The following is a 23255-nucleotide window of genomic DNA, read 5'->3' as shown; positions in this document are numbered from 1 at the left end:
GGGAATGAAGGGTCATCAGGGTTGGGTTGGGGTCATGTTGTTGTGTGTCAGCTCGGTGCAGGCCGAGGTCAGGGTCGAGGTCCCCGGGGATTTCCAGATCCTGGCGGTGAGCGACGGCAAGGTGCAGGACGAGCGGCATGGGGTGCTGGCCGACGGGGCGCAGCAGTTGCTGGTGCGCTATGAGGGGGTGATCCCGAGTCGCAACAGCAGCGACAACGATCGCCAGATCCGCTCCGAGCCCCAGGTGCTCCGCTATGAGGCCAGCGGCCAGTCGGTACGCCTGAAGGCCCTGGTGCCCACCGACGAGAAAGGCATGGAGCGCTACGCCAAGGCGCCGGTCGTGAGCCTGCTGGCGGGAGACAAGCCCCTGCAGGTGCAGCAGGAGGCCCTGGTGGTCAACGGCATGCAGATCGGCATGGACTGGCACGCCAGGCTGATGGAGTACAACCGCGGCACGGGCAAGGCGGTGCTGGCGACCGGCGCCGTGGCGACCACGGCAGCGGTCCAGGCCCCGTCAGTACCCGCCAGCGAGCTGGAGGGGCAGTTGCAGCAACTCTTCCTGCGGGCGGACCCCGAACTTCGCAAGCGCTTCATCGGTTGGGCCGTGCCCCGGCTTTAAGTTTGCCCCCCGTTGCAGTAACGTGGGCACACTCATCTCCTGACGTGCCCATGTTGACCAGCGAGGCCCCATGTTTGAATTGCATCCCCGCCTGCAGGCGGATACCCAGATACTCGGGGATCTCCCCCTTTGCCGCGTGCTGCTGGCCAAAGACAGCCAGTATCCCTGGCTCATCCTGGTGCCCAGGGTCGCCGGACTGCGGGAAATCCACCACCTGGCCCCCGCGCAGCAGCAACAGCTGATGCAGGAGTCCTGCGCCGTCGCCACCCTGATGGAGCACGCGCTCAATCCGGACAAGATCAACGTGGCGGCGCTCGGCAACCTGGTGCCCCAGCTGCACCTGCACCATGTCGCCCGCTTCAGCTCGGATGCCGCCTGGCCCGGTCCCATCTGGGGAGCTCACCCCGCTGTCCCCTATCAGGCACAAGATTTGCGACAGCAGGCCGATAACTGGCGAGCCCGGTTGGCCACCCTGGGTGGATTCCAGCCGTTTCTGACTGACAATACGGTCAAGTGAGAGGCGGCTCGCGGTTTCAACACCGGGATCACGCAATCTGTTAGCGTATCGGACGCGCGCGTGATGACATGGGCGGTGAGACAGACAAGCCTATTTTTTCGATCAGCAGGAAGGTTCCATGATAGTGACAAGATCCGAGGATGATGCCGTATTGACCACAGAGGACGTGCTGCTGAGCCTGTGCAATTCGGTGACGAGCGTATTGAGTGCGGCGACCCAGACCCAGGTGCGCTTCTCCGGCATGGTGCAACGGATCAGCAAGACCTGCCTCAAGCCGGACATCGGCTGCTTCGTGCTGTTCGACGGAGGCTTCTCCGGGCTGGTGGTGATCAACTTCTCCGCCGCCGCCGCCATGGAGCTCTACCAGAGCTACATGCTCAGCATGGGGCTCTCCAAGGAGGATCTCGCCATCTCCCACACCTCGGATGAGGTGAGCAACGTCATGGGCGAGCTGATGAACCAGATCGTCGGCAGCTTCACCGGCAAGGTGGGGCGCGAGCTGCAGACCCACATCACCCAGAACCAGCCCAAGATGCTGGCACTCAACAAGCAGGTGATGCTGAGCGTCGACACCAACCTCGACAACCCCGAGACCCGCAGGGTCACCTTCTTCACCGCCAGCAACAACATCTTCTATCTGGAGCTGGCCATGGACAGGACAGAGTTTATCCGGATCCACGATGGCGGTGTGCAGGAGGAGGTCGATCCGGACGAGCTGATCGCCCAGGCCAAGCTGGCGGCGACCAAGCCGGCCCAGGCGGTCGCCCCGGCGAGCAACGAGCACGACGATCTGCTGGACTCTCTCGGCATCTAAGGCCGTCAGGAAGCGAAAAAAACGAGGCCACCCCTGGGGTGGCCTCGCTGTTTTCGACAGGGCTCGACTTAGAAGTTGTAGAGCAGGCCGGTGCTGAAGCGGGTGGCCTGGGTATCGTAGAAGTCGATGTCGGAGTCGGCGCCTGAGTAGGCGGCGGTGAAGGTCGCGGCCAGGGCCTTGACCCCGAACAGGTTGTGCCAGAAGAAGGTGCCGTTGATGGCGAACTCGTCTGCATCGGCACGCCGGCCGAACAGGGGATTCGCCTCGTCATACTTGCGCTTGCCGGCATAGAGGTTGCTGACGATGGACCATTGCGGGCCCCGCTTGGCGTAAGTGAGCTGCACCCCTGTGTTGTCGAAGCTCTCGGCGCTGCCGTCGAGCCTGGCCTGCTTGTAGAGGATCGCCGGCTCCAGCAACTGGTTGCCGCCGAAGTGGAACTGGTAGGAGAGCTCCATGTCGTGCACCTTGCCGTTGCGATTCAGCATGGCGGCATAGTTTGTGCCGTGGGCCTGGTCATACTGCTGACCGCTGCGCTCCTCGTCCAGATCCACCTCCCGGGTGGTGAGGCTGCCGTAGAACTGGCTGCCCCAGATCTTGTCCCAGGCAAAGCGCACCCCTTTCGACTTCACGTCGGTGGCGCTGCGATCCACCCCGGTGGCGAAGGGATCGCTCCACAGCTCCACCGGCATGGCGTTGAACACCAGGGAGGTGGCGACTATGCCCTTGTCGCCCATCTCCTGGCGCAGGCCCAGCTGCTGGGTGAAGTCGAAGCGCACCGCATCCTGGATCAGGTTGCCGAGGAACACCTGGGTGCGGGTGTCGGCGAAGGTGTAGCGGATGTCGGCGTTGATGAGGGGGGTCAGGCCGCTCTCGCTGTCGGGAGAGCCGAGATCATGGATGCGGCTGTTGCTGTCGTCGCCGGCATAGAAGTTGGACTCGTGGCTGACCACATTGACCCCGCCGAGCAGGAAACCGGACCAGCCGGACTCTCTGGGGATCTCGCCAAGATCGGCGTGGGCGGCATTGGCGGCTAGCAGACCAAGACTCAACAGGACATGATTGCGCATGGGGTGTGCTCCTGACACAAGGGATGACAAGGGTGGCAGTGCGGCTCGGGATCCTTTGCTGAACCGGAGCTGACTGACTCAGGCGGGCATGCTACCCCAGTCGGAGTGTGACGTTAATCAATAATTTAAGGTGCAACGGGCAAGAGTTCAGGGCGCCGTACTGGTATTCTGTTTGCGCAATAACGGGGAGAAAACAACGAGATGAAGCAAATCAAATCCTGGGCGCAATACTATGTCGACCTGATGACCAAGCTGGGACTGGTGCGCTTCAGCATGTTCCTGGCGACCGCCATCATAGTGCTGGCGGTCTCCATCCAGATGGGGGTGACCCTGTTTCTGCGCGGCACCGTGGATATAGTCGACCTGGTGCGCTCTGTCTTCTTCGGCCTACTGGTGACCCCCTGGGCCGTCTATTTCCTCTCCATAGTCGTGGATCAGCTGGAGGACTCCCGCCAGCGGCTGACCCGCATGGTGCGCAAGCTGCAGGACATGCGCGAGCGCGACCTCGAGCTCAACAGCCAGCTGCAGGAGAACATCAGCCGCCTCAATGCCCAGATCGCCGAAACCAACCGGGCCGAGACCCTGCGCCAGCAAGCCATAGAGGATCTGGAGAACGAGGTGTTCCAGCGGGAGAAGGCCCAGCTGCACCTGGGGGAGCGCACCGCCCTGTTGCGCTCCTTCATCGACTGCTCCCCGGATCTGGTCTACTACCGCAACGAGGACGAGCAGTTCTCCGGCTGCAACCGCGCCATGGAGGAGCTGACCGGCAAGGTGGAGGCCGAGCTCATCGGGCTGACCCCGTTCGATGTCTACAAGCAGGAGATCGCCAACAAGGTGGTGGAGACCGACAAGCAGGTCTTCGCCAGCAACGAGCCCCTCACCTACGAGCAGTGGCTGGAGTACCCCGATGGCCGCAAGGCCTACTTCGAGCTGCGCAAGGTGCCCTTCTTCGACCGCTTCGGCAAGCGGCTCGGCCTGCTCGGCTTTGGCCGCGACATCACAGAGCGCAAGCAGTATCAGGACAAGCTGGAGAAGGCGAGCCGGGACAAGACCACCTTCATCTCCACCATCAGCCACGAGCTGCGCACACCGCTCAACGGCATCGTCGGCCTGAGCCGCATGCTGATGGACACGCCGCTCGATGCCAAGCGGCAGCAGCAGCTCAAGACCATCCACCTGAGTGCGGTGACGCTCGGCAACATCTTCAATGACATCATCGATCTCGACAAGCTCGATCGCCGTCGCCTCGAGATAGCACCTGCCCCCATGGACCTGCCCGCCTTCCTCGACGAGCTGGAGATGCTGTCGCGCATCCAGGCGGAGCAGAAGGGGCTCTACCTGCACTTCGATCGGGATGGCGACATGCCGCAGTTCGTGATGGCGGACGGCACCCGGCTGCGCCAGGTGCTGTGGAACCTGGTGGGCAATGCGGTCAAGTTCACCGACGAGGGGGGGGTGACGGTGCGCTGCCTCGCCCACGCCGCCGATGAACCGGGCAAGCTGGCCCTGCACTTCGAGGTGGAAGACACCGGGGTCGGCATTCCCCGTGCCCAGCAGGAGAAGATCTTCGCCATGTACTACCAGGTGCAGGGCAAGAAGCACGCCACCGGCACCGGCATCGGTCTCGCGGTCTCCCGCCAGCTGGTGCAGGCCATGGGCGGCCAGCTCTATGTGGACAGCGACCCGGGGGAAGGCGCCTGCTTCACCGCCGAACTGGAGGTGGACTGCGTCGAGCCGCAGGCGACCTCGCCTGAGCCCGAGATGCCCTCCCTCGACATCCTGCTGGTGGAGGACGTAGAGCTGAACGTCACCGTCGCCTGCGCCCTGCTGAACAAGCTCGGCCATCAGGTGCAGGTGGCGCGGGACGGCACCCAGGCGCTGGCCATGGCCAACCCGGATGACTTCGACCTCATCCTGCTGGACATCCAGCTGCCGGACATGACCGGCTTCGACGTGGCGGCCCAGCTGCTGGCCCGTTACGGCGACAGCCTGCCCCCCATGGTGGCGCTCACCGCCAATGCCACCGGCGATCGCCAGTACTACCGGGATCACGGCATGCAGGATGTGATCAACAAGCCGCTCGGCTCCAAGGCGGTGCGGGAGGTGATAGGCCACCTGTTTGCGGATCTCGCCGACGACGAGGCCTTTGATCAGGCGGACGCGGGCAACCAGGATGCGCTGCTGGACTTGCCCTTCCTCACCGACTACGCCAGCACGGTCGGCAAGCCGGTGCTGATCTCCAGCGTGGATCTGTTCGAGAAGATGATGCCGGACTACATGGCGGTGCTGGACTCCAACATGATTGCCAGGGATCAGGCCGGCGTGGTGGAGGAGGCGCACAAGATAAAAGGGGCGGCGGGTTCCATCGGCCTGCGCCGCCTGCAGCAGACGGCCCAGCTTATCCAGAGCCCGGATCACCCCGCCTGGTGGGAGAACGTGGAGGACTGGATTGAGACGCTGCGTCGTGAATATCCCGGCGACATCGCCCGCTTGCGGCGCTGGTTGTTGTCGTGAACCTGACGGACGTCGCAGGCAAGGAGCCGCACCATGTATGACAGTCTGATTACCCCGGCGCGCATTCACCCCTGGGGCAGCGAGGAGCTGCTGGAGGCGACCGAGCAGGATCGCGCCCGCATCGTGCAGGCGGCGCCGGTGCGCCGCCTGCAGCAGAAGACCCAGGTCTTCCCGCTCGATGTGAAGGCCTCGGTGCGCAGCCGTCTCACCCACTCCCTGGAGGTGCAGGAGACGGGTCGCCAGATCAGCCGCCGCATTCTGGCGGCCCTGCCGGCGGGCACCGTCTGCGAAGGGGCCTTCATCAACCTGGTGGAGATGGCCTGCCTGCTGCACGACGTCGGCAACCCGCCGTTCGGCCACTTCGGCGAGCAGGTGATGAGCCAGTGGCTGGCACAGTCGCTGGATGAGCTGTTCGCCAGCGCCCATGATCAGCTGCCGAGCCCGCAGTGGGCCGAGCTTCGTCAGGACCTGCTGGTGTTTGACGGCAATGCCCAGAGCCTGCGGCTGGTGCACAGCCTGCACGAGATGAACCTCACCCTGGGCCAGCTGGCGGCCCTGTGCAAATACCCGCAGCAGCCCCTGCTGCACAGTCCCCAGGGCTATGGCCAGCACCATGGCTGGACCAGCAAGCGCGGCATCTTCTTCAGCGAGCAACCCCTCTATCGCGCCCTCGGCCAGAGTCTGGGACTGGCGCCGGGCTGTCGGCATCCGCTGGTCTACATCATGGAGGCGGCGGACGACATCTCCTACTGCATCGCCGATCTGGAGGACGCGGTGGACAGGCGCATCCTCACCCAGGGGGAGTTGCTGGCGGCGCTGCGCGGTGCCGATGAGGGGGACTACATGGCCAGCCTGCTCGAGGAGGCGCTCGCCTCCGGTCGGGGCTTCTTCCCCCATTTTCGCCAGCATCTGACCCGGGATCTGGTGGCGCTTGCGGCCCACACCTATGTGAGCGACCACGAGGCCATACTGAGCGGGGCCTACCCCAGGGCGCTGCTGCACGGTCAGGCCCCGGCGGCCCGGGTGCTGGATGTGCTCAAGGGGGTGGCGCGGGAGCAGGTCTTCATGCGTCCCGAGGTCGAGGCGCTGGAGCTGGAAGGCTATGCCGCCCTGCGCGGGGTGCTCTCCACCTACGCCTGCCTGCTGGCCCTGCCCGCCGCCCAGTTCGAGCGACTGCTGGCAGGCAACGGCGGGAGCGAGCTCTTCTTCGCCCGGCGCCTGTTCCACCGGTTGTCGGCCCGCCACCTCAAGGCCTACCGGCTGGCGGTGGCCAGCCGGGATCCGCGCTTTGACAATGGCGCCGAGCAGGAGTGGTACTACAGGGTGCGGCTGCTGCTCGACTATGTCAGCGGCATGACGGATACCTATGCGCTTGAGGAGTTCAGGCTGTTGTCCGGGATTTGACCGGGGCCGGTTGTGGCCGCATTCCACCCATATGGGTGGGGGTGATATTGCGTAAAATTCGGTGTTTTTTTAGACTGTGGCAACTTGTTCAACTTTCACACGGTAAGGAGACGATCATGCAACATTCCATGTTCAACGTTGCGTTCGATCGCTGCAATGGCAGCGCGAAGACTCGTGCTCTTTATTTACCGCGTGGAGGGAACAGGTAACACCTGCTTTTTCATCACCCGCGGTTGTCCCGCAGGGTGATGCCTCTCTCCGGGAGAACCGCACGTTCAACTGGAGAATATTATGTCTATCGAACTCGCCCTGCTGCGCCGCGTCGAAACCCTGGTTCAAAAACGGATCACCCGGCTGGAGCGCCGCGTCAGCTATCTGCATCTCTCTCCCGCCCTGCTCAAGGACATCGGGCTGGAAGGGCACAATGTGCAGGTCGCTCATGTCCGTGAGCGGGAGTTTCAAACCGGTTTCCGACTCGGGAATCGAATAACCTGAGGCGAGGGGCCTTGGCCCCCGACTCCTGGATGGCAGGCCTGGGCCTGCCATTTTTCTTTCCTGATGAGCATTCTCTCAATTTTGTTGTCGCACATTGAGCCAGACACATTATGATCCCCCTCCTATCCATACGGGAGTCACCTATGCTTTGCCGCTGCTATCGCCTCATCCTGTTGTGCTGGCTGGCCTGCTGTAGCCAGGGGGCGATGGCGGTCGAGACGCTGCTGGACAGGAGCGCCTTCGCGCCATCCGGGCAGCAATGGCTCTTCACCCACCATGAGCTGGTGGTCGGCATGCCGGCGACGGCCTGGCCCCCCTATACCTATACCGATGGCCGGGGTAACTTCACCGGCCCTCTGGATGCCTTTGCCTCGCAGATTGCGGGCAGCCTGGGCCTCGAGTTACGTTATCGCACCTATGCCAACAATACGGCGGTCCAGCAGGCGTTGCTGGACGGCAAGATTGACATGGTGATCGGCGTGGCCCCCAGCCCGATCCGCAAGCTGCGGATGCTGTTTACCTCGGAGCTGATGGCGTTGCCCCGCGCCGTGCTGCTGACCGGGGGGCGGGAGAGCCTCTCCCTGGAGGAGGCCTACGGGGTGCGCTGGGTCTGCGTCTTCGGTGTCAGCGCCTGCGATGAGCTGCTGCGCCTTGGCATCTCGAACCTGGTGACGGTGGACAGCCGGGATGAGGCGATCTTCATGCTCAAGGAGGGGAAGGCGGACGCCTATCTGGCCGAGCTGCCCATGTTGAGCCGCCTGCAGGCCATGGCGGGCATGACGCTGACCACGGTGGACTGGATGAGGGATACCTCCCTCGCCATGGCGGTGGCACCGGGCAACGAGCCCCTGCAGGGGCTGCTCGAGCGGGCGCTGGATGACATCTCGCCCGGCGAGCGCCGCCGCATCCTGGAGGCGGGGGGCATAGTTGACTATGAGCTGGTGAAGGGCAGCAAGGAGGTCGTCTTCAGCGCGCCGGAGCAGGCGTGGCTGCAGCAGCACCCTGTGCTCAAGTACGGGATCGCCCCAAACTGGCCCGGGATGAGCGAGATAGACGACAAGGGCCGGCTCAAGGGGCTGGTTGCCGATCTGCTGGCGATGTTGAACCAGCGCGCCGGCCTGCAGTTCACCCTGGTGCAGACCCGAAGCTGGGCCCAGACCCTGGAGCTGTTTCAGGCTCGCCAGCTGGACCTCATCCCGGCCATGACCCCGACCATGGAGCGCCAGCAGTTTGCCCGCTTTACGCCCAATTACGTCTCTCTCAACAGGGTGATAGTGGGCAGGCAGGGCATGGCGGAGCTGACCAGCCCTAGGGAGCTGAAGGGATACAGGGTGGGCATGGTGGGGGGCTCGGTGGAGAAATCCCTGCTGAGCGAGGTGGGAGCCGAGGCCGTGACGGTCGCAAGCGATCCCGAGCTGCTACCGCTGCTGGATCAGCAGAAGGTGGACTATGTGCTGATGAGTATGACCACGCTGGAGCAGTCGTTGCAGCGGGGCTTCAGCGATCGCTATCAGGTGGTCTTCTCCGGCAGCGAGTTGCGGGTTCCCGTCGCCATGGCGGCCCACCTGCAGGATCCCATGCTGCAGCAGATCCTGACCAAGGTGCTGCTCTCCATCCCCCCGGAGGAGCTGGTCGCCCTGGAGAAGAAGTGGCTCTCCCTGACCATACAGACGGGGCTGGATCCGCGCAAGGTGCTGCTCTGGTCCTCCCTGGGCGGGGGGATCTTTCTGCTCTTCCTGCTGCTGTTCGTGGGCTGGAACCGGACCCTGCGCCGCCAGATCAGTCAGCGGCGGGAGGCGGAGCGCCGGCTCGAAGAGCAGCTGGTGTTCGTCCAGATGATGCTGGATGCCCTGCCCAACCAGGTGGTGCTGACCAATGAGCACTATGAAATCGCGATGACCAACCTGGCATACCGGCAGATGTTCCTGGGGGGCGAGAACCTGAGCGGCTCGTACGAGCGCTTGCTCAAGGACAGGCTGCCGGAGGCCATCCGGGCCAGGGTGATCGAGGAGGATGCCAGGGTCTGGGAGAGCGGCGAGGAGCTGCACGGCCGCGGCGAGATCCGGCGCGCCGACGGTGTCGAGCATCAGATGATCTACACCAAGCGGCTGTTCGTCGGTCCCGACGGCAAGCGGCTCGGGATCCTGACCGTACTGACGGATGTCACCGAACTGAGGCAGGCGCGTTCCGCGGCGCAGGAGGCGCAGACCCGGCTGACCCAGATCACCGACAGCATGCCGGGGCTGGTCTATCAGTATCACTGGCTGGGGCCGGGCAACGGCAGCTTCCTCTACACCTCTCAGGGGCTCAAGGAGATGATGGGGTCCGAGGCGGCCGACGACACCCTGCTGGGGCTGACGGGGCAGGCCCTGCATGACTTCGTGACCACGGTGGAGCGCCATGCCCTGACCATGCAGCCGCTGGATCTCGAGGTGGAGATCAGGCGTCAGGGACAAACGGGCTACCTGCAGATCCGGGGCCACTTCGTGCGACAGGAGGGGCTGGAGGGGGTCATCCTGAATGGGGTTGTGCAGGACATCACCAAGCTCAAGCACCAGGAGCTGGAGCTGCGCGAGGCCAGGCGGGTGGCGGAGGAGGCGACCCAGGTGCGCAGCCGGTTCCTCGCCACCATGAGCCACGAGTTGCGCACCCCCATCTCCGGCATGCACGGCATGCTGGAGCTGCTGCAGATGAGCTCCCTCGATGACGATCAGCGCTATATGCTGCGCAACATCTCGACCTCCACCAATCACCTGCTCTATCTGGTGAACGACATCCTGGACTTCTCCAAGATGGAGGCGGGGCAGTTGCAACTCAATCCCCATCCCTGCCGGTTGACCTCTGTCATCTGCGACGTCATCCGGGGTCATGCCACCCTGGCCTATGGCAAGGGGCTCAACGTGACGCTGGCGTGGGGACAGGAGGTGCCGGATCAGGCCAGCCTGGACGCGGTGCGCGTGGGTCAGGTGATCTCCAATCTGCTGAACAACGCGGTGAAGTTCACCGAGGCGGGGGAGATTGCCATCCAGGTGGGTTATCAGGCCCATCAGCTGACCTTGACGGTGCGGGATACGGGGATTGGCATAGCCCGGGATAAGCAGGTCAATCTGTTTACCCCGTTCAAGCAGGTGGAGTCAGACATCACCCGGCGTTTTGGCGGCACCGGGCTCGGGCTCGCCATCTGCCATCAGCTGACCCTGAAGATGGGGGGAAGCCTGGTGCTGGAGAGCGAGGCGGGGGTCGGCACCACAGTGACCTTCGCCATCCCCCTGGCCGAGTGCCGCTGGGATGCCCCGCCGCTGGCGGGTCAGCACTGGTGGTGGTTCGGGGAGGACGAGGTGCTGCAAGCCGTGATGGAACGGCTCGGCGCCACGCTCCACCCCATGAGCGCCGAGCAGTGGCGTCATCCCCTTGAGGGCTGCCTGCTGGCGCAGGAGAGCCGCCTGGAGCAGGCCCTTGGCAGTGGCTGGTTGCAGCATTTGCAGCAATCTTCCCTCAAGGGCATAGTACTCTCCCCCCATGAGGCATTGCGTGGCCGCATGGGCAGTGACGCCTGGTGGCGGATCGGCCAGTCCCCCATCTACCCGGATCTGCTGCTGGAGACCTGCCGCCAGCTGTCGAGCGAGCGGCCGAGCCAGCCGATGCAGATGGAGGGAGAGCGACTCAGGGGCAGGGTGCTGGTGGCGGACGATCATCCCGTCAACCGCGCGCTGCTGACCCGCCAGCTCGCCATCCTCGGCATAGAGCCCGAGGTGGTGGATGATGGGGAGAAGGCGCTGCGCGCCTGGCAAGGGCAGGAGTTCGCCCTGCTGCTCACCGACTGCCACATGCCGGTGATGGATGGCTATACCCTGGCGCGCACCCTGCGGGCGGCCGGTGACGAGGCGCCCATCATAGGCATCACCGCCGACACCTCTGAGGAGGCCAGCCAGCAGATGCTGGAGGCCGGCATGAACGACATGCTGTTCAAGCCCTACAGCCTGGAAACCCTGCGCCAGACCCTGGCTCGCTGGCTACCGGCGGCCAGCCCGCAACAGGAGGCAGTGGCACCCCGGCAAGCAGAGGTTCAGGCTCCGGGAATATGCTGGTTGACCCTGTTTGGTGACGAGGGGGTGGCGCGCAGCATGGCCAGCGAATATCTGGAGGCCAACCGCCAGGATGGCGAAGACATGATGCAGGCTCTGGCCCGGCAGGATAACCAGGCGCTGGTGGAGACGGCGCATCGCATCAAGGGGGCCGCCCGCATGGTGGGGCAGCAGGCATTGGCGACCGAGGCCGCCCAGCTGGAGGCGGCGGCCAGGTTGAAGCAGCTGGACAGGCTCGACGAGCTGGTCCAGACGGTACAGGCATTGATGGACTCTATCAGAGGTGAAATGGAGTTATGGCTCGATGAATAGTGCACGGCATGAGTTGGCGATCATGGTGGTGGAGGATCACAACTTCCAGCGCAAGGCCCTGATGCACCAGATCCGCGGGCTTGGCTACGGCAACCTGCTGGAAGCCCAGGACGGGGAGGAGGCGCTGATCCAGTGCCAGCACCACCAGGTCGACATCCTGTTCTGCGATCTGCGGATGCCGGGCATGGATGGCATGGCCCTGCTGCGTCGCCTCTCCCTCGGCGGCTTTCGCGGCGGCATAGTGCTGTGCAGCGCACTGGAGGATGATGTGGTGGACGCCGTGCTGCGCATGAGTCGTGCCTACGGCCTGCAGGTGCTGGGGCGCATCGACAAACCCGCCAGCCATCAGCAGATCGCCCAGTTGATCGGCGCCTGGCAGCCCCAGCAGGTGCGCAGCCAGGAGGAGGACGGCCACAGCCTGAGTCTGGATGAGCTGTGCCGGGCCCTGGAGCAGGACCAGCTGCTGCCCTGGTATCAACCCAAGGTGAGCTTTGAAAACGGTCAGTGGGTCGGCATGGAGGCGCTTGCCCGCTGGCAGCACCCCGAATATGGGCTCATCTCGCCGGCCCGCTTCATCCCGCTGGCGGAGCACAACGGGCTCATGGATCCGCTGACCGAGGTGATCATCGGCAAGTCACTGCGCGACGGCCACCTGTGGGAGAAGACGGGGCTCTCCCTGAACCTGTCGATGAACCTCTCCACTACGTCGCTGATCGAGGGGGATCTGTGCAATACCCTGCTCAATCACTGCCAGCGCTGGAGCATCAACCCCGAGCTCATCACCCTGGAAGTGACAGAGAGCGCCTTCGTCAAGGATCTCGGCAAGTCCCTGGAGGTGCTGACCCGCTTGCGGATGCACGGCTTCGGCCTCTCCATCGACGACTTCGGCACCGGCTACTCCTCCATGCAGCAGCTCGCCCTGCTGCCGTTCACCGAGCTGAAGCTGGACAGATCCTTCGTCGATCGCTGCTATGAAGATCCCTCCCGCCTCGCCATCATCGAATCCAGTATCGAACTGGCGCGCAAGTTGGGGTTAAAATCGGTGGCAGAGGGGGTCGAGGACGAGGCCACCTGGCTGCTGCTGGCCAGGCTGGGGTGCGATCAGTGCCAGGGATTCTTCTCCGCACGCCCCATGCCACGCGAGGAGTTGCTCGTCTGGCATGACACCTGGCGCGAACGATTGCCCGCATTGATCGGGCGCTAATCAAGGGCAGGATGCCCCTGCGACACAAGGATGGTCATGAAAATATCAAGCAAGCTGTTGTTGAGCTTCTGTTTTATCAACCTGCTCATCATTCTCTCCTCCGCCCTTGTCTACCATCAGCTCGGCCGGATTGAAGCCTCCCAGGAGGCCTTGCTGGCCCAGGCCCTACCCGCCCTGCAACGGGACGAGGCGAGCCAGAAGGCCCTGATCGCCACCGTCTCCTCCCTGCGGGCCTACCTCATCCTCGGCAAGGATCCGGCGCAAGGTGCGCGCATCAAGCAGGAGTGGGAGCAGGCCTGGCGAGCCATAGAGCAGCAGGGATTCACGCCTGACCTGACCCGGTCCCTCAAGAGCTTCAAGGGGGCGCAGGAGAAGGTGTGGGCCCTGGCCCATACCGAAGACAACCTGCCGGCCCACACCCTGATGCTGCTGGAGGCAGGCCCCCTGGCTGAGGCGGCCCTCGATCAGCTGCAATCCATCGCCAACGAAGAGGTGGCGACCCCCCAGGAGGCACTGCCCGGCGATCGCCGTCTGCTGCTCAAGCAGGTGGGGGATGCCTACAACGGGCTGGCCAATGCCCTCTCCGCCCTGCGGGACTTCCTCATCTCGGGGGACAAGGAGTATCGCGACAAGTACCAGGACTACTACCAGTTCCATCTGCAGCGGGTGGCCGAGCTGAAACAGCAGCAGGCCAACTTCACCGAGGCGCAGAAGGGGTTGTGGACGCTCTTCGAGGAGATGTCTGCGCCCTTTGCCGAGCTGGTGGGGCAGGTGATCGCCAGGCGGCAGGCGCCGGACTGGGATCAGGCCAATCACCTGATGGCCACCGACATAGAACCTGCGTTGACCCGGCTCGCCGATCAGCTGGCGAATCAGGTGACCCAGACCCGGGGAGAAGTGGACAAGATAGCGGGCAAGCTGGCCGGTGCCAGTCAGGCCATTCACCGCACCCTGCTGCTGGCGACCACCAGCGTCATCCTGCTCGGCACCCTGGTAGCCCTGCTGTTCAGCCGCCGCCTGACCCGCGACATCGCCAGCCTGGTGAACCGTGCCGGGCAGGTCGCCGATGGCCGCCTGCCGAGTGCGCCCCTGCCGGTGCTGCGCCAGGACGAGCTGGGCGGGCTGACAGGCTCCATCAACCGGATGTCGAGCCAGCTGCGCCAGCTGGTGGGGGAGATCCAGGGGGCGGTGGCGCAGGTGGAGGGGGCCGGCCGCGAGGTGGGCCAGACCACCAATGCCATAGTGGACGATCTGGCGAGTCAGAATCAGCGGCTGGATACGGTCGCGGCCGCCATAGAGCAGATGTCCGCCAGCACCCGGGACGTGGCGGGCAACATCGCCGATGCGGCTGGCGCCGCGCGGCAGACCGAGCAGCAGGCCAGGCAGGGGGAGCAGGCCCTCGCCCGCATGGGGAGCACCATGGCGCAGATTGCCGCCATGATCACCCAGGCCAATCAGGCGATGACGCTGCTCAGCAGCCAGAGCGAGCAGGTGGGCCGCGTCACCGAGGTGATCGCCACCATAGCCGAGCAGACCAACCTGCTGGCGCTCAATGCCGCCATAGAGGCGGCGCGCGCCGGGGAGCAGGGGCGGGGATTCGCCGTGGTGGCGGACGAGGTGCGCCAGCTGGCCAGCCGCACCAGCCAGTCGACGGCGGAGATCAACCAGACCATCGCCAGCATACAGCAGCAGACCCGCCAGACCGCCGATACCGTGGGCAGCGGCACCCTGCTGGTGGAGCAGGGCAGGGGGGCCGTGGCCTCGGCCACCGAGACCCTGGCGGCCATGTCGGCGCTGGTGCAGGATCTCTGCGGCCAGCTCGCCGCCATCGCCACCGCGACCGAGCAGCAGTCCAGGGTGGCCCAGGAGGTGGCGGGCACGGTGGAGGAGATCGCCGGACTCAGCCACCAGTCCAGCGAACACAGCCAGCAGGGGGAGTTGATCGCCGCCCGGCTGACCCGGGAGACGGGCCAGCTGACCGCGGCCATCAGCCGCTTCGAGCTGGATGCCTGAGCAGGGCAGGGGTGACAGCCAAGCGGGGCAGGCCTATGGGCCTGCCCCGCTTGTTTTCACGCATGATATCGAGAGGCCCTGTGGTCGATGCTGCTGCCGGTCTCCTGGTTGAGCAGGCAGGCCAGCAGGCATAGGGCGCTTCTCGCTGCCGGCTCGGTCCGGACGCAGGAATCCAGGTCAGTCCAGACGCCGGAAGGCCCGGTGGTCGACGCTGCTGCTGGTCTCCTGGTTGAGCAGGCTGACCAGCAGGGGGATGGGGCGCTTCTCGCCAGCAACGTCTGGTGAGGGTCAGTCCAGCCGCCGAAAGGCCTGGTGGTCGACGCTGCTGGTCTCCTGGTTGAGCGGGCTGACCAGCAGGGGTATGGGGGCGCTTCTCGCTGCCGGCTCGGTCCGGACGCAGGAATCCAGGTCAGTCCAGACGTCGGAAGGCCTGGTTGTCGAAGCTGCTGCTGGTCTCCTGGTTGAGCAGACTGACCAGCAGGATGGCCCGCTTCTCCCCATCCGGCTCCAGATAGATGGCCTCGAACCCGGCCAGGGGGCCGGATTCGATCAATACCTTGTCCCCTTGCGTCGGCAGGCGGGCATAGCTGGCGCGCGCCTCGTCGCTGTCGTCCCGGCTCATCAGCCGGTAGATCAGCTGGCTGCTGACGGGGCTCCACTCCTTGCCGAAGTGAATGATGCGGCTGATGCCGCGGGTGGACTTCAGGGTGACCGGGGTCACCACTTCCAGATCCACGTAGATGAACAGGTAGTTGGGGAACATGGGTTCACGCTGCGGGACCCGTTTGCCACGCCGCAGCTTCTCCACTTCCACCATGGGGTAATAGGATTCGACGCCTTGAGCCGCCAGATGGGCGCGGGCGCGGGCCTCTTCCTTGGGTTTGCAATAGGCCAGATACCATTTCTTCATTGTTGTTCTGTTTTTTCGTGTTGCCGTGCTTCTGGCTATGATAACGGGGGCAAAAAAAAAGGCCACGCTTGACGTGGCCTTTTTTACAGAGTGAGTGGTTACCAACCTTTCACCAGACCGCCCTTGAACAGCTCGGTCCCCTTCTTGTAGACCTCGTCGGTCTGGAAGGCCTGGACGAACTCCTTGACCTTCTCGTCGTCCTTGTTGTTTTCGCGGGCAACGATCAGGTTGACGTAGGGGGACTCCTTGTCTTCGACGAAGAGGCCGTTTTCGGTCGGGGTCAGGCCGATCTGACCGGCGAAGGTGTTGTTGATGATGGAGAGATCAACATCTTCCAGGGAGCGGGGCAGCTGAGCGGCTTCCAGCTCGACGATCTTGAAGTTGCGCGGGTTGCTGGCGATGTCCAGCACGGTCGCTTCCAGACCGGCACCTTCCTTCAGCTTCAGCAGGCCCTGCTTCTCCAGCAGGATCAGGGAGCGACCCAGGTTGGTCGGATCGTTCGGCACCGCGATCTGGGCACCGTCTTTCAGCTCGGACAGGGCCTTGATCTTCTTGGAGTAACCGGCGATCGGGTAGACGAAGGTGTTGCCAACCGGCACCAGCTTGAAGCCGCGATCACGGATCTGGGCATCCAGGTAGGGCTTGTGCTGGAAGGCGTTGACGTCGACGCTGCCGTCGTTCAGGGCCACGTTCGGGGTGACGTAGTCGGAGAAGGTGACGATCTCGACGGTCAGGCCGTATTTCTCCTTGGCCACCTTGGCCGCGGTCTCGACCAGTTCGGTCTCGGGGCCGGCGATGGCGCCGACTTTCAGGGTCTTGCTCTCTTCCTTCTGACCGCAGCCGACCAGTACCAGAGTTGCCAGCAGCGCAGCCGCAGCGGATTTAATGCCCAATTTCATAAAAACCTCCTGTCAGAAATCGACGATTAACGATGATCACATTGTTTGACCAGGCGCTCACCCGCGCTCTGGATGAGTTGAACCAGTACCACCAGAATGACCACGGTGACCAGCATGACGGTAGGGTCGAAGCGCTGGTAGCCGTAGCGAATACCCACATCGCCCAGGCCGCCCCCCCCGATGGCACCGGCCATGGCGGAGTAGTTAACGAGCGTGACGAGGGTGATGATGATGCTGTTGAGGATCCCGGGCAGGGCCTCGGGCAGCAGCACCTTGGCAATGATTTGCAAGGGTTTGGCACCCATGGCCTTGGCGGCTTCGAGCAGGCCGTCCGGCACTTCCATCAGGGCACCTTCCACCAGACGGGCGATGAAGGGGATGCAGCCCACGGTCAGCGGCACTATGGCGGCTATGGTGCCTATGCTGGTGCCGACGATCAGCCGGGTCAGCGGAATGATGGCCACCAGCAGTATGATGAAGGGCACGGAGCGGCCGACGTTGACGACGATGCCGAGGATCTTGTTCAACAGCGGGTTGGCCAGGATCTGGCCCGCCTTGGTCACGTGCAGTGCCACGCCGAGCGGCAGGCCGAGCAGGCAGCCGAACAGGGCGGAGGCAAACACCATGATCAGGGTGTCGCCGAGGGCCGTGAACAGCAGATTAATCATGGCTTCGGACATGAGTCATTACCTCCAGCTGGATAAGATGGCTGAGTCGCCGAGGATTGGGCGCAGCAGATTAGTCATTGCTTCGGACATAGCCCATTACCTCCAGCTGAATGTGGTTGTCGATGAAGAACTGCTGGGTGGCCTCGCACTGGGCCTCGTCCCCGAACAGCTCCGCCAGCAGGAAGCCGAACTTGACGCCACCGGCGTATTCGATGTCTGCGCTCAGTATGCTGATGTCGATATTGAAACGGCGGCTCACCTCTGAGATAAGCGGCGAATCGACGGTGGCACCGGTGAAGCCGAGCTTCACCAGGGGATAGCTGTTGGCCACCCGCTCGCTGCTCATCCTGTCCTGGTACTCCTGGGGCACTTCCAGGTGGATGGTGGAGTGGATGAAGTCACGGGCCAGCTGGGTCTTGGCATTGCTGAAGAACCAGGCCACTTCTCCCTGCTCGATCAGGCGACCGTCGCTGATGATGGCCACTTCGTCACAGATCCCCTTCACCACGTCCATCTCGTGGGTGATGAGCAGTATGGTGAGCCCCAGCTTGACGTTGATCTCCTTGAGCAGGCTCAGGATGGATCGGGTGGTCTGGGGGTCGAGGGCCGAGGTGGCCTCGTCGCACAGCAGTACCTTGGGGGCCGGAGCCAGGGCGCGGGCGATGGCGACGCGCTGCTTCTGACCGCCGGAGAGCTCGGACGGATAGGCGTGGGCACGGGCTTCCAGCCCGACCAGGGCCAGCAGCTCTGAGACCCGGCTCTGGATCTGCGCCTTGCTCCAGCCCGCCAGCTCCAGCGGGAAGGCGATGTTGGCGAACACGGTGCGGGAGGCCAGCAGGTTGAAGTGCTGGAAGATCATGCCGATCTGGCGGCGAGCCTGGGTCAGATCCCGTTCGCTCAGGGCCACGAGATCCTGGCCGTCGACGATGACCTGGCCCTCTGTGGGGCGCTCCAGCAGATTGACGCAGCGGATCAGGGTGCTCTTGCCGGCACCTGAGGCGCCGATCACGCCGAAGATCTTGCCTTGTGGCACATGCAGGCTCACGTCACGCAGGGCGTGCACGGCGTCACTGCCTTTACCGTAGACTTTGTTGAGACCGATCAACTTAATCATGGATTCTTCCGTGCTAACAGCCTTAAAGCACAGGGCGCTACAGGCGGGTGAATTGGGCAGAGGTTTCACTGGGTTGCTCTGCCATCATGGAGGATGATGCTAAGATGTCCGGATGGCTGTGTCAACGCATGTTTCTACGTCTAGACGTCTAAAAAATGGATAAGGATTCCCGCTCGCTGACTAAGGAAAGAGGGGTAAACCGACAGCCTCAATATTAGATTCTGATTTGAAATTAGTAGGCCGAATATAACCTGGATAATCCTCCTTAACTCGATGATCCCCCCGTTTTGTCACGACCTCTCCCTGGGCGCTGGCGGCCAGTTGCCAGCATGACAGGGAGGAATCTCTTTGTCCTTTTCTCCTCGTTTTCTGCTTTTTCTTTCCCATCCCTTTGATGTAGAACAAAAAATGACCGCTTTTATCCGGGGAGAGCGCGGCGTTTTTTTATACTGGCAGGAGGTGGACGGCAGGAGGAGGCAGAGATGCGATTTCAACAGATCAAGGACCTGATGCTTTACCTCGAACAACTGCATCAGCAGCAGGGGCGCAGTTACGGGCGCCTGATCCCCCAGGTGGATGGGGAGCGCAGCCGGATGTTGCTGGCCTATCTGCAAGGGCGGGAGGATGCGGCGGCGGCCCACCTGCACGACTATCGGGAGCAGATGGGGCGCGGGGTCAAGGAGACCTGGCTGGATCAGGGATTCGGTGTGGATCTGCTGGCCGATTGCCAGCGTCTGGCACTGCCCGCCGGTGCCCAGCCCGAGGAGATAGTGGCCCTGGTGTCGCGGCAGGAGGAGAAACTCGTTGGCGAGCTGGGGCGCCTGGCCCGGGAGTGCCCCACGCCGGACACGGCCGCGCTGCTGAGCTCCCTGGCGTCCATGGCGCAATCCCGGCTGACCCGGCTGGTGCACGGAGCCCATCGGCTCGACGATCTCTAGCGCGCCATGGCAGAGGCCCGGCTCGGGCCTCTTGCGGCGTTGTCGGGGAGAGTCAGCCCTCTTGCCGGGCCGCACCGTAGAGGGCGGCCCCTATGATGCCGGCCTGGTTGAGGTTGGCCGCCGCCACCAGGGGGGCCCGGGTCTCGATCCGATCGATGAACTTGTCGAGCTTGGCGGCGCTGCCGCCTCCCAGGATGAAGAGATCGGGAGAGAAGAGGAACTCGAGGCGGGCCAGATACTTGTTGAAGCGTTTGCCCCAGCGGTTCCAGGAGAGATCCTCGCGTTTGCGCACCGCATCCGAGCAGTAGTGCTCCGCCACCATGCCTTCCAGGATGAGGTGGCCCAGCTCGGTGTTCGGCAGCAGCTGGCCGTTGACGAACACGGCGGTGCCGATGCCGGTGCCCACAGTGATGAGGATGATGACCCCCTTGCGATCCCGGCCCGTGCCGAAGCGCATCTCGGCCAGCCCGGCCGCGTCGGCGTCGTTGAGCACGTGGCAGGGCAGGCCGGTCACGTCGGCGAACAGGTGGGCGGCGTCTGTCTCGATCCAGCTCTTGTCGATGTTGGAGGCATTCTTGGCGATGCCGTTGTGGATGGTGGCGGGGAAGCCGCACCCCACGGGGCCCTTCCACTGGAAATGCTCGACCAGCGCCTTGAGGGTGTGCGCCACGGCGGCCGGGGTGGCCGGTTGCGGCGTGGCGATGCGGTGGCGCTCGCTAATCAGTTCGCCAGTCTCGGTGTCCACCAGGCAGCCCTTGATCCCGGAGCCGCCAATATCTACTCCCAACATCTGCATCCGAATCTTCCTTTTATTGTGCCTATGGTCAATGGTCGGCAGAGCATGAAAAAAGTGCTGTCATCCGGCAAGGGCCAGATCGCTTATGCGTGATCCGGCAGGCCTTTTTCGATGCAGCGGATCAGCAAACGGGTCTTCTTGTTCTCCTTCTCCTGGCGCGCGGCCAGGGTCGCCAGCGCCCACTCGATGTGTTCGGCCACCATGGGCTCGGCGCCGGGAAGCGCCTGCTGCAGGGCCGCCATGGCATCGCTGCTGGCCGGGCCGTTGCCCAGCGCCACCGCCAGGTTGCGGCGCCAGCGCTGATAGCCGATGCGGCGAATGGGGCTGCCTTCGGTGTGCTTCAAAAATGCCGCCTCCGACCACTGCCACAGGTCGAGCAGGGGGGGGCGGTGCAGATTGGGGCGCGGGCTGAAGTCGGGCTCTGGGCTCGCATCCGCATAGCGGTTCCAGGGGCAGATAAGCTGGCAGTCGTCACAGCCGTAGATGCGGTTGCCCATCAGCGGCCTGAACTCTTCCGGGATGGGGCCGTCATTCTCTATGGTGAGGTAGGAGATACAGCGCCGTCCGTCCACCACGTAAGGGGCTATGATGGCGCCGGTCGGACAGATGTTGATGCAGGCTACGCACTTGCCGCACTGCTCTTTTTCCACCGGGGCATCGACGGGCAGCGGCAGGCTGACCAGCAGCTCCCCGAGAAAGAAGAAGGAGCCGGCCGACTCGTTGAGCAGCAGCGAGTGCTTGCCCACCCAGCCCAGCCCCGCCTTGGCCGCCAGGGGGCGCTCCAGTATGGGGGCCGAATCGACGAAGGGGCGCCACTCCCCCGGGGTTTCCTGCGTGGATGGCAACAGCGCCTGGCAGCGCTGCTCGATGCGCTCCCCCAGCTGCTTGAGCCGGTTGCGCAGCACCTTGTGGTAGTCGCGCCCCAGGGCATAGCGGCTGATGTAGCCCAGGGTCGGATCGCGCAGAGTGGCGGCAAAGCCCGCCTCGAAGGGGAGATAGTTCATCCGCACCGACAGCACCCGCAGGGTGCCCGGCAGCAGCTCGTGGGGCCGGGCCCGCATCATGCCATGGCGCGCCATGTAATCCATGGTGCCGTGATGACCCGCATCCAGCCAGGCCTGCAACCTGGGCTCCTCGAGGGCGAGATCCGTGTCCGTGATGCCGGCCTGGTCAAATCCTAGCTCCCGTGCCCAGAGCTTGATATCGTGGGCCAGTTGTGCGAGTTCGGCGGCCGTCATTGTGCCTCACCTGCCTGCTGGCAGCGGCATGGCGCCCATGGCACCGAGCGTGACGAGGGCCGTGCGCCGTCATGGCACGCCATATGCCGGGCCAGGCGCCGGGCCAGTGGATGATGAAGGTGGGGAGCCGTCATGGTAGAGGGTATCGAGGACGCTATCGGCAAAAAACAAGGCATCAGTCTAGCACAGCCCCTGTGGCGGGCCGAACAGATCCGCAAGATGGAGCAGCGCTGGGCCGAGCGTGAGGGGCAGGCCCTCTACGCCCTGATGGAGCGGGCCGGTGCCGCCCTGTGCAGCTATGCCCGCCATCACTGGCCCCAGAGTCACCACTGGTGGATCTTCGTCGGCCCGGGCAACAACGGGGGGGATGGCTATGTGCTGGCCCGCCTCGCCCGTCGACTCGGTCTCGAGCCTCTGGTGATCGCCGCCCGGGCGCCAGGCCTGCTCCGAGGGGATGCCAGGCGGGCCGCCGACGAGTGGCTGGCGGCAGGGGGAGAGGTGATGATGGCCGATGCGCTCGAGGGGGCGTCGCTCCCTTCGCCGGATCTGGTGATAGATGCACTGCTCGGCACCGGTGTCCAGCTCCCCCTCTCCTCGCCAATGACAAAGATCGTCGCAACAATCAATGGCTTGAATGCCCCCGTTCTGGCGGTGGACCTCCCCTCCGGGCTCAATGCCGACACCGGCCGTGCCATGGGGGCCCTGGTGCACGCCACCCGTACCCTCAGCTTCATCGGCATCAAGCAGGGCATGCTCACCGCCGACGGGGTGGACGGCGTAGGCCAGCTCGACTTGGATCCCCTCGGGGTGGTGCCCGAGGCCGGCCTGGTGCCCGCCGCCGAGCGCCTGGATTATCCCCGCCTAAAGAGTCTGCTCACCCCTCGTCCCCGCTCTGCTCACAAGGGCAAGCACGGCAGGGTGCTGCTGGTGGGGGGCAACCTGGGGATGCAGGGGGCCATACTGCTGGCGGGGCTGGCCTGCCTGCGGGCGGGGGCGGGTCTGGTGCGACTGTGCCAGCACCCGGACTCTCCCCCCGCCAGCCTGGTGCAGCCTGAGCTGATGGGATGCCCGGCCGGGACGGACGAGGGGTGGGCCACGGTGCGCGTGCTGGGGCCCGGGCTCGGTCAGGATGAGTGGGGAAGGGCCCAGTTCGAACACCACCTCAGTGCCAGCGGGCCCCTGGTATTGGACGCCGATGGATTGAATTGGCTGGCGCAGGCACCCCGTCATCAGGATAATTGGGTGCTCACGCCCCACCCCGGGGAGGCGGCCCGCCTGCTGGGGTGCTCCGTCGCCGAGGTCGAGGCGGATCGTTTCGCCGCCGTATCGAGGCTGCAGCAGCGATACGGCGGCGTCGTGCTGCTCAAGGGGGCGGGCTCGCTTATCTGCGATGGCCAGTGCATCAGCCTCTGCGACGAAGGCAATCCCGGCATGGCCAGTGGCGGCATGGGGGATCTGTTATCTGGTATAATCGCCGCCCTCCTGGCCCAGGGCTGGTCTGCCGGCATGGCCGCGCGACTGGGGGCCGTGATCCACGCAGAGGCCGCCGACCTGGCCGCCGCCGAGGGTGAGCGGGGCATGTTGGCATCGGATCTACTGCCCTGGATCCGCCGTCTGGTCAATCCGACACCGTAACAAGTAACAAGAA

18 protein-coding genes and 1 pseudogene are annotated in these 23255 nt (G+C 64.3%); 11 read left to right on the top strand and 8 right to left on the bottom strand.

Going from position 1 to position 23255, the window contains the following annotated elements:
• Positions 1-4 precede the first annotated feature (4 nt).
• From HB860_RS15330 to HB860_RS15320, 3 genes are all read left to right on the top strand, one after another.
• Positions 5-619 carry a DUF2057 domain-containing protein gene (locus tag HB860_RS15330; RefSeq protein ID WP_247627211.1) on the top strand — a complete coding sequence of 205 codons (615 nt, stop codon included), beginning with the start codon at positions 5-7 and terminating at the stop codon, positions 617-619.
• A gap of 70 nt (positions 620-689) precedes the next feature.
• Positions 690-1136: an HIT domain-containing protein gene (locus HB860_RS15325; RefSeq protein WP_247627210.1), complete on the top strand. Its 447-nt coding sequence runs from the start codon at positions 690-692 to the stop codon at positions 1134-1136.
• Positions 1137-1254: 118 nt separating this feature from the next.
• Positions 1255-1950, top strand: coding sequence for a DUF3334 family protein (locus HB860_RS15320; RefSeq protein WP_202047112.1), 696 nt, complete (start codon positions 1255-1257; stop codon positions 1948-1950).
• A 68-nt stretch (positions 1951-2018) separates the two neighbouring features.
• Here HB860_RS15320 and HB860_RS15315 read toward each other — a convergent pair whose 3' ends face one another.
• Positions 2019-3017 carry a DUF2860 family protein gene (locus HB860_RS15315; RefSeq protein ID WP_247627209.1) on the bottom strand — a complete coding sequence of 333 codons (999 nt, stop codon included), beginning with the start codon at positions 3015-3017 and terminating at the stop codon, positions 2019-2021.
• 201 nt (positions 3018-3218) lie between these two features.
• Between HB860_RS15315 and arcB the strand changes: the two genes are divergently transcribed.
• The 6 genes from arcB (at position 3219) to HB860_RS15285 (ending at position 15044) form a co-directional block, all read left to right on the top strand.
• Positions 3219-5531 carry an aerobic respiration two-component sensor histidine kinase ArcB gene (arcB, locus tag HB860_RS15310; RefSeq protein WP_139435059.1) on the top strand — a complete coding sequence of 771 codons (2313 nt, stop codon included), beginning with the start codon at positions 3219-3221 and terminating at the stop codon, positions 5529-5531.
• Positions 5532-5564: 33 nt separating this feature from the next.
• Positions 5565-6935 (top strand): dGTPase, encoded by a 1371-nt coding sequence (dgt, locus tag HB860_RS15305; protein WP_247627208.1) that lies wholly within the window; start codon positions 5565-5567, stop codon positions 6933-6935.
• 291 nt (positions 6936-7226) lie between these two features.
• The gene (locus tag HB860_RS15300; protein WP_139435055.1) at positions 7227-7430 is read left to right on the top strand and encodes a hypothetical protein; all 204 of its coding nucleotides are present in this window, start codon (positions 7227-7229) and stop codon (positions 7428-7430) included.
• Positions 7431-7573: 143 nt separating this feature from the next.
• Positions 7574-11827 carry a transporter substrate-binding domain-containing protein gene (locus tag HB860_RS15295; RefSeq protein WP_247627207.1) on the top strand — a complete coding sequence of 1418 codons (4254 nt, stop codon included), beginning with the start codon at positions 7574-7576 and terminating at the stop codon, positions 11825-11827.
• Positions 11820-13031 carry an EAL domain-containing response regulator gene (locus tag HB860_RS15290; RefSeq protein ID WP_247627206.1) on the top strand — a complete coding sequence of 404 codons (1212 nt, stop codon included), beginning with the start codon at positions 11820-11822 and terminating at the stop codon, positions 13029-13031. Before HB860_RS15295 ends, HB860_RS15290 begins: the two co-directional genes overlap by 8 nt.
• Positions 13032-13067: 36 nt before the next feature.
• Positions 13068-15044: a methyl-accepting chemotaxis protein gene (locus tag HB860_RS15285; RefSeq protein ID WP_247627205.1), complete on the top strand. Its 1977-nt coding sequence runs from the start codon at positions 13068-13070 to the stop codon at positions 15042-15044.
• A gap of 177 nt (positions 15045-15221) precedes the next feature.
• On the opposite strand, the pseudogene HB860_RS22300 reads toward HB860_RS15285, so the two are convergent.
• From HB860_RS22300 to metN, 5 genes and pseudogenes are all read right to left on the bottom strand, one after another.
• Positions 15222-15314: pseudogene (locus HB860_RS22300) on the bottom strand (transcription/translation regulatory transformer protein RfaH); the annotation flags it as partial.
• A 139-nt stretch (positions 15315-15453) separates the two neighbouring features.
• Complete coding sequence (rfaH, locus tag HB860_RS15280; RefSeq protein ID WP_139435048.1) at positions 15454-15954, bottom strand: transcription/translation regulatory transformer protein RfaH; 501 nt, start codon at positions 15952-15954, stop codon at positions 15454-15456.
• A gap of 98 nt (positions 15955-16052) precedes the next feature.
• A complete protein-coding gene (gene metQ / locus HB860_RS15275; RefSeq protein WP_005327312.1) occupies positions 16053-16853 on the bottom strand; it encodes a methionine ABC transporter substrate-binding lipoprotein MetQ in 801 nt (266 codons plus the stop codon).
• 26 nt (positions 16854-16879) lie between these two features.
• Entirely contained in the window at positions 16880-17533 is a 654-nt protein-coding gene (locus tag HB860_RS15270; RefSeq protein ID WP_247627204.1) for a methionine ABC transporter permease, read from the bottom strand.
• A 58-nt stretch (positions 17534-17591) separates the two neighbouring features.
• Positions 17592-18635 carry a methionine ABC transporter ATP-binding protein MetN gene (metN, locus tag HB860_RS15265; protein ID WP_247627203.1) on the bottom strand — a complete coding sequence of 348 codons (1044 nt, stop codon included), beginning with the start codon at positions 18633-18635 and terminating at the stop codon, positions 17592-17594.
• 482 nt (positions 18636-19117) lie between these two features.
• Between metN and HB860_RS15260 the strand changes: the two genes are divergently transcribed.
• The gene (locus tag HB860_RS15260; RefSeq protein WP_247627202.1) at positions 19118-19573 is read left to right on the top strand and encodes a hypothetical protein; all 456 of its coding nucleotides are present in this window, start codon (positions 19118-19120) and stop codon (positions 19571-19573) included.
• Positions 19574-19625: 52 nt separating this feature from the next.
• Here the strand turns inward: HB860_RS15260 and ppgK are convergent, their stop codons facing one another.
• Together ppgK and queG are read right to left on the bottom strand one after the other, a co-directional pair.
• Positions 19626-20369 (bottom strand): polyphosphate--glucose phosphotransferase, encoded by a 744-nt coding sequence (gene ppgK / locus HB860_RS15255; RefSeq protein WP_247627201.1) that lies wholly within the window; start codon positions 20367-20369, stop codon positions 19626-19628.
• Between the two features lie 83 nt (positions 20370-20452).
• Positions 20453-21607 carry a tRNA epoxyqueuosine(34) reductase QueG gene (queG, locus tag HB860_RS15250; protein ID WP_247627200.1) on the bottom strand — a complete coding sequence of 385 codons (1155 nt, stop codon included), beginning with the start codon at positions 21605-21607 and terminating at the stop codon, positions 20453-20455.
• Between the two features lie 132 nt (positions 21608-21739).
• Between queG and HB860_RS15245 the strand changes: the two genes are divergently transcribed.
• Complete coding sequence (locus tag HB860_RS15245) at positions 21740-23242, top strand: NAD(P)H-hydrate dehydratase (protein WP_247627199.1); 1503 nt, start codon at positions 21740-21742, stop codon at positions 23240-23242.
• Positions 23243-23255 lie beyond the last annotated feature (13 nt).

The organism is Aeromonas genomosp. paramedia (assembly GCF_023093515.1).
Lineage (GTDB): Bacteria > Pseudomonadota > Gammaproteobacteria > Enterobacterales > Aeromonadaceae > Aeromonas.
Note: the sequence above shows the minus strand (reverse complement) of the source record. Positions and strands in the feature narration are given on the sequence as shown.

Coding starts and splice junctions, on each gene's coding strand:
- HB860_RS15330 (WP_247627211.1), top strand. CDS start 5: ATGAAGGGTCATCAGGGTTGGGTTGGGGTCATGTTGTTGTGTGTCAGC.
- HB860_RS15325 (WP_247627210.1), top strand. CDS start 690: ATGTTTGAATTGCATCCCCGCCTGCAGGCGGATACCCAGATACTCGGG.
- HB860_RS15320 (WP_202047112.1), top strand. CDS start 1,255: ATGATAGTGACAAGATCCGAGGATGATGCCGTATTGACCACAGAGGAC.
- HB860_RS15315 (WP_247627209.1), bottom strand. CDS start 3,017: ATGCGCAATCATGTCCTGTTGAGTCTTGGTCTGCTAGCCGCCAATGCC.
- arcB (WP_139435059.1), top strand. CDS start 3,219: ATGAAGCAAATCAAATCCTGGGCGCAATACTATGTCGACCTGATGACC.
- dgt (WP_247627208.1), top strand. CDS start 5,565: ATGTATGACAGTCTGATTACCCCGGCGCGCATTCACCCCTGGGGCAGC.
- HB860_RS15300 (WP_139435055.1), top strand. CDS start 7,227: ATGTCTATCGAACTCGCCCTGCTGCGCCGCGTCGAAACCCTGGTTCAA.
- HB860_RS15295 (WP_247627207.1), top strand. CDS start 7,574: ATGCTTTGCCGCTGCTATCGCCTCATCCTGTTGTGCTGGCTGGCCTGC.
- HB860_RS15290 (WP_247627206.1), top strand. CDS start 11,820: ATGAATAGTGCACGGCATGAGTTGGCGATCATGGTGGTGGAGGATCAC.
- HB860_RS15285 (WP_247627205.1), top strand. CDS start 13,068: ATGAAAATATCAAGCAAGCTGTTGTTGAGCTTCTGTTTTATCAACCTG.
- rfaH (WP_139435048.1), bottom strand. CDS start 15,954: ATGAAGAAATGGTATCTGGCCTATTGCAAACCCAAGGAAGAGGCCCGC.
- metQ (WP_005327312.1), bottom strand. CDS start 16,853: ATGAAATTGGGCATTAAATCCGCTGCGGCTGCGCTGCTGGCAACTCTG.
- HB860_RS15270 (WP_247627204.1), bottom strand. CDS start 17,533: ATGTCCGAAGCCATGATTAATCTGCTGTTCACGGCCCTCGGCGACACC.
- metN (WP_247627203.1), bottom strand. CDS start 18,635: ATGATTAAGTTGATCGGTCTCAACAAAGTCTACGGTAAAGGCAGTGAC.
- HB860_RS15260 (WP_247627202.1), top strand. CDS start 19,118: ATGCGATTTCAACAGATCAAGGACCTGATGCTTTACCTCGAACAACTG.
- ppgK (WP_247627201.1), bottom strand. CDS start 20,369: ATGCAGATGTTGGGAGTAGATATTGGCGGCTCCGGGATCAAGGGCTGC.
- queG (WP_247627200.1), bottom strand. CDS start 21,607: ATGACGGCCGCCGAACTCGCACAACTGGCCCACGATATCAAGCTCTGG.
- HB860_RS15245 (WP_247627199.1), top strand. CDS start 21,740: ATGGTAGAGGGTATCGAGGACGCTATCGGCAAAAAACAAGGCATCAGT.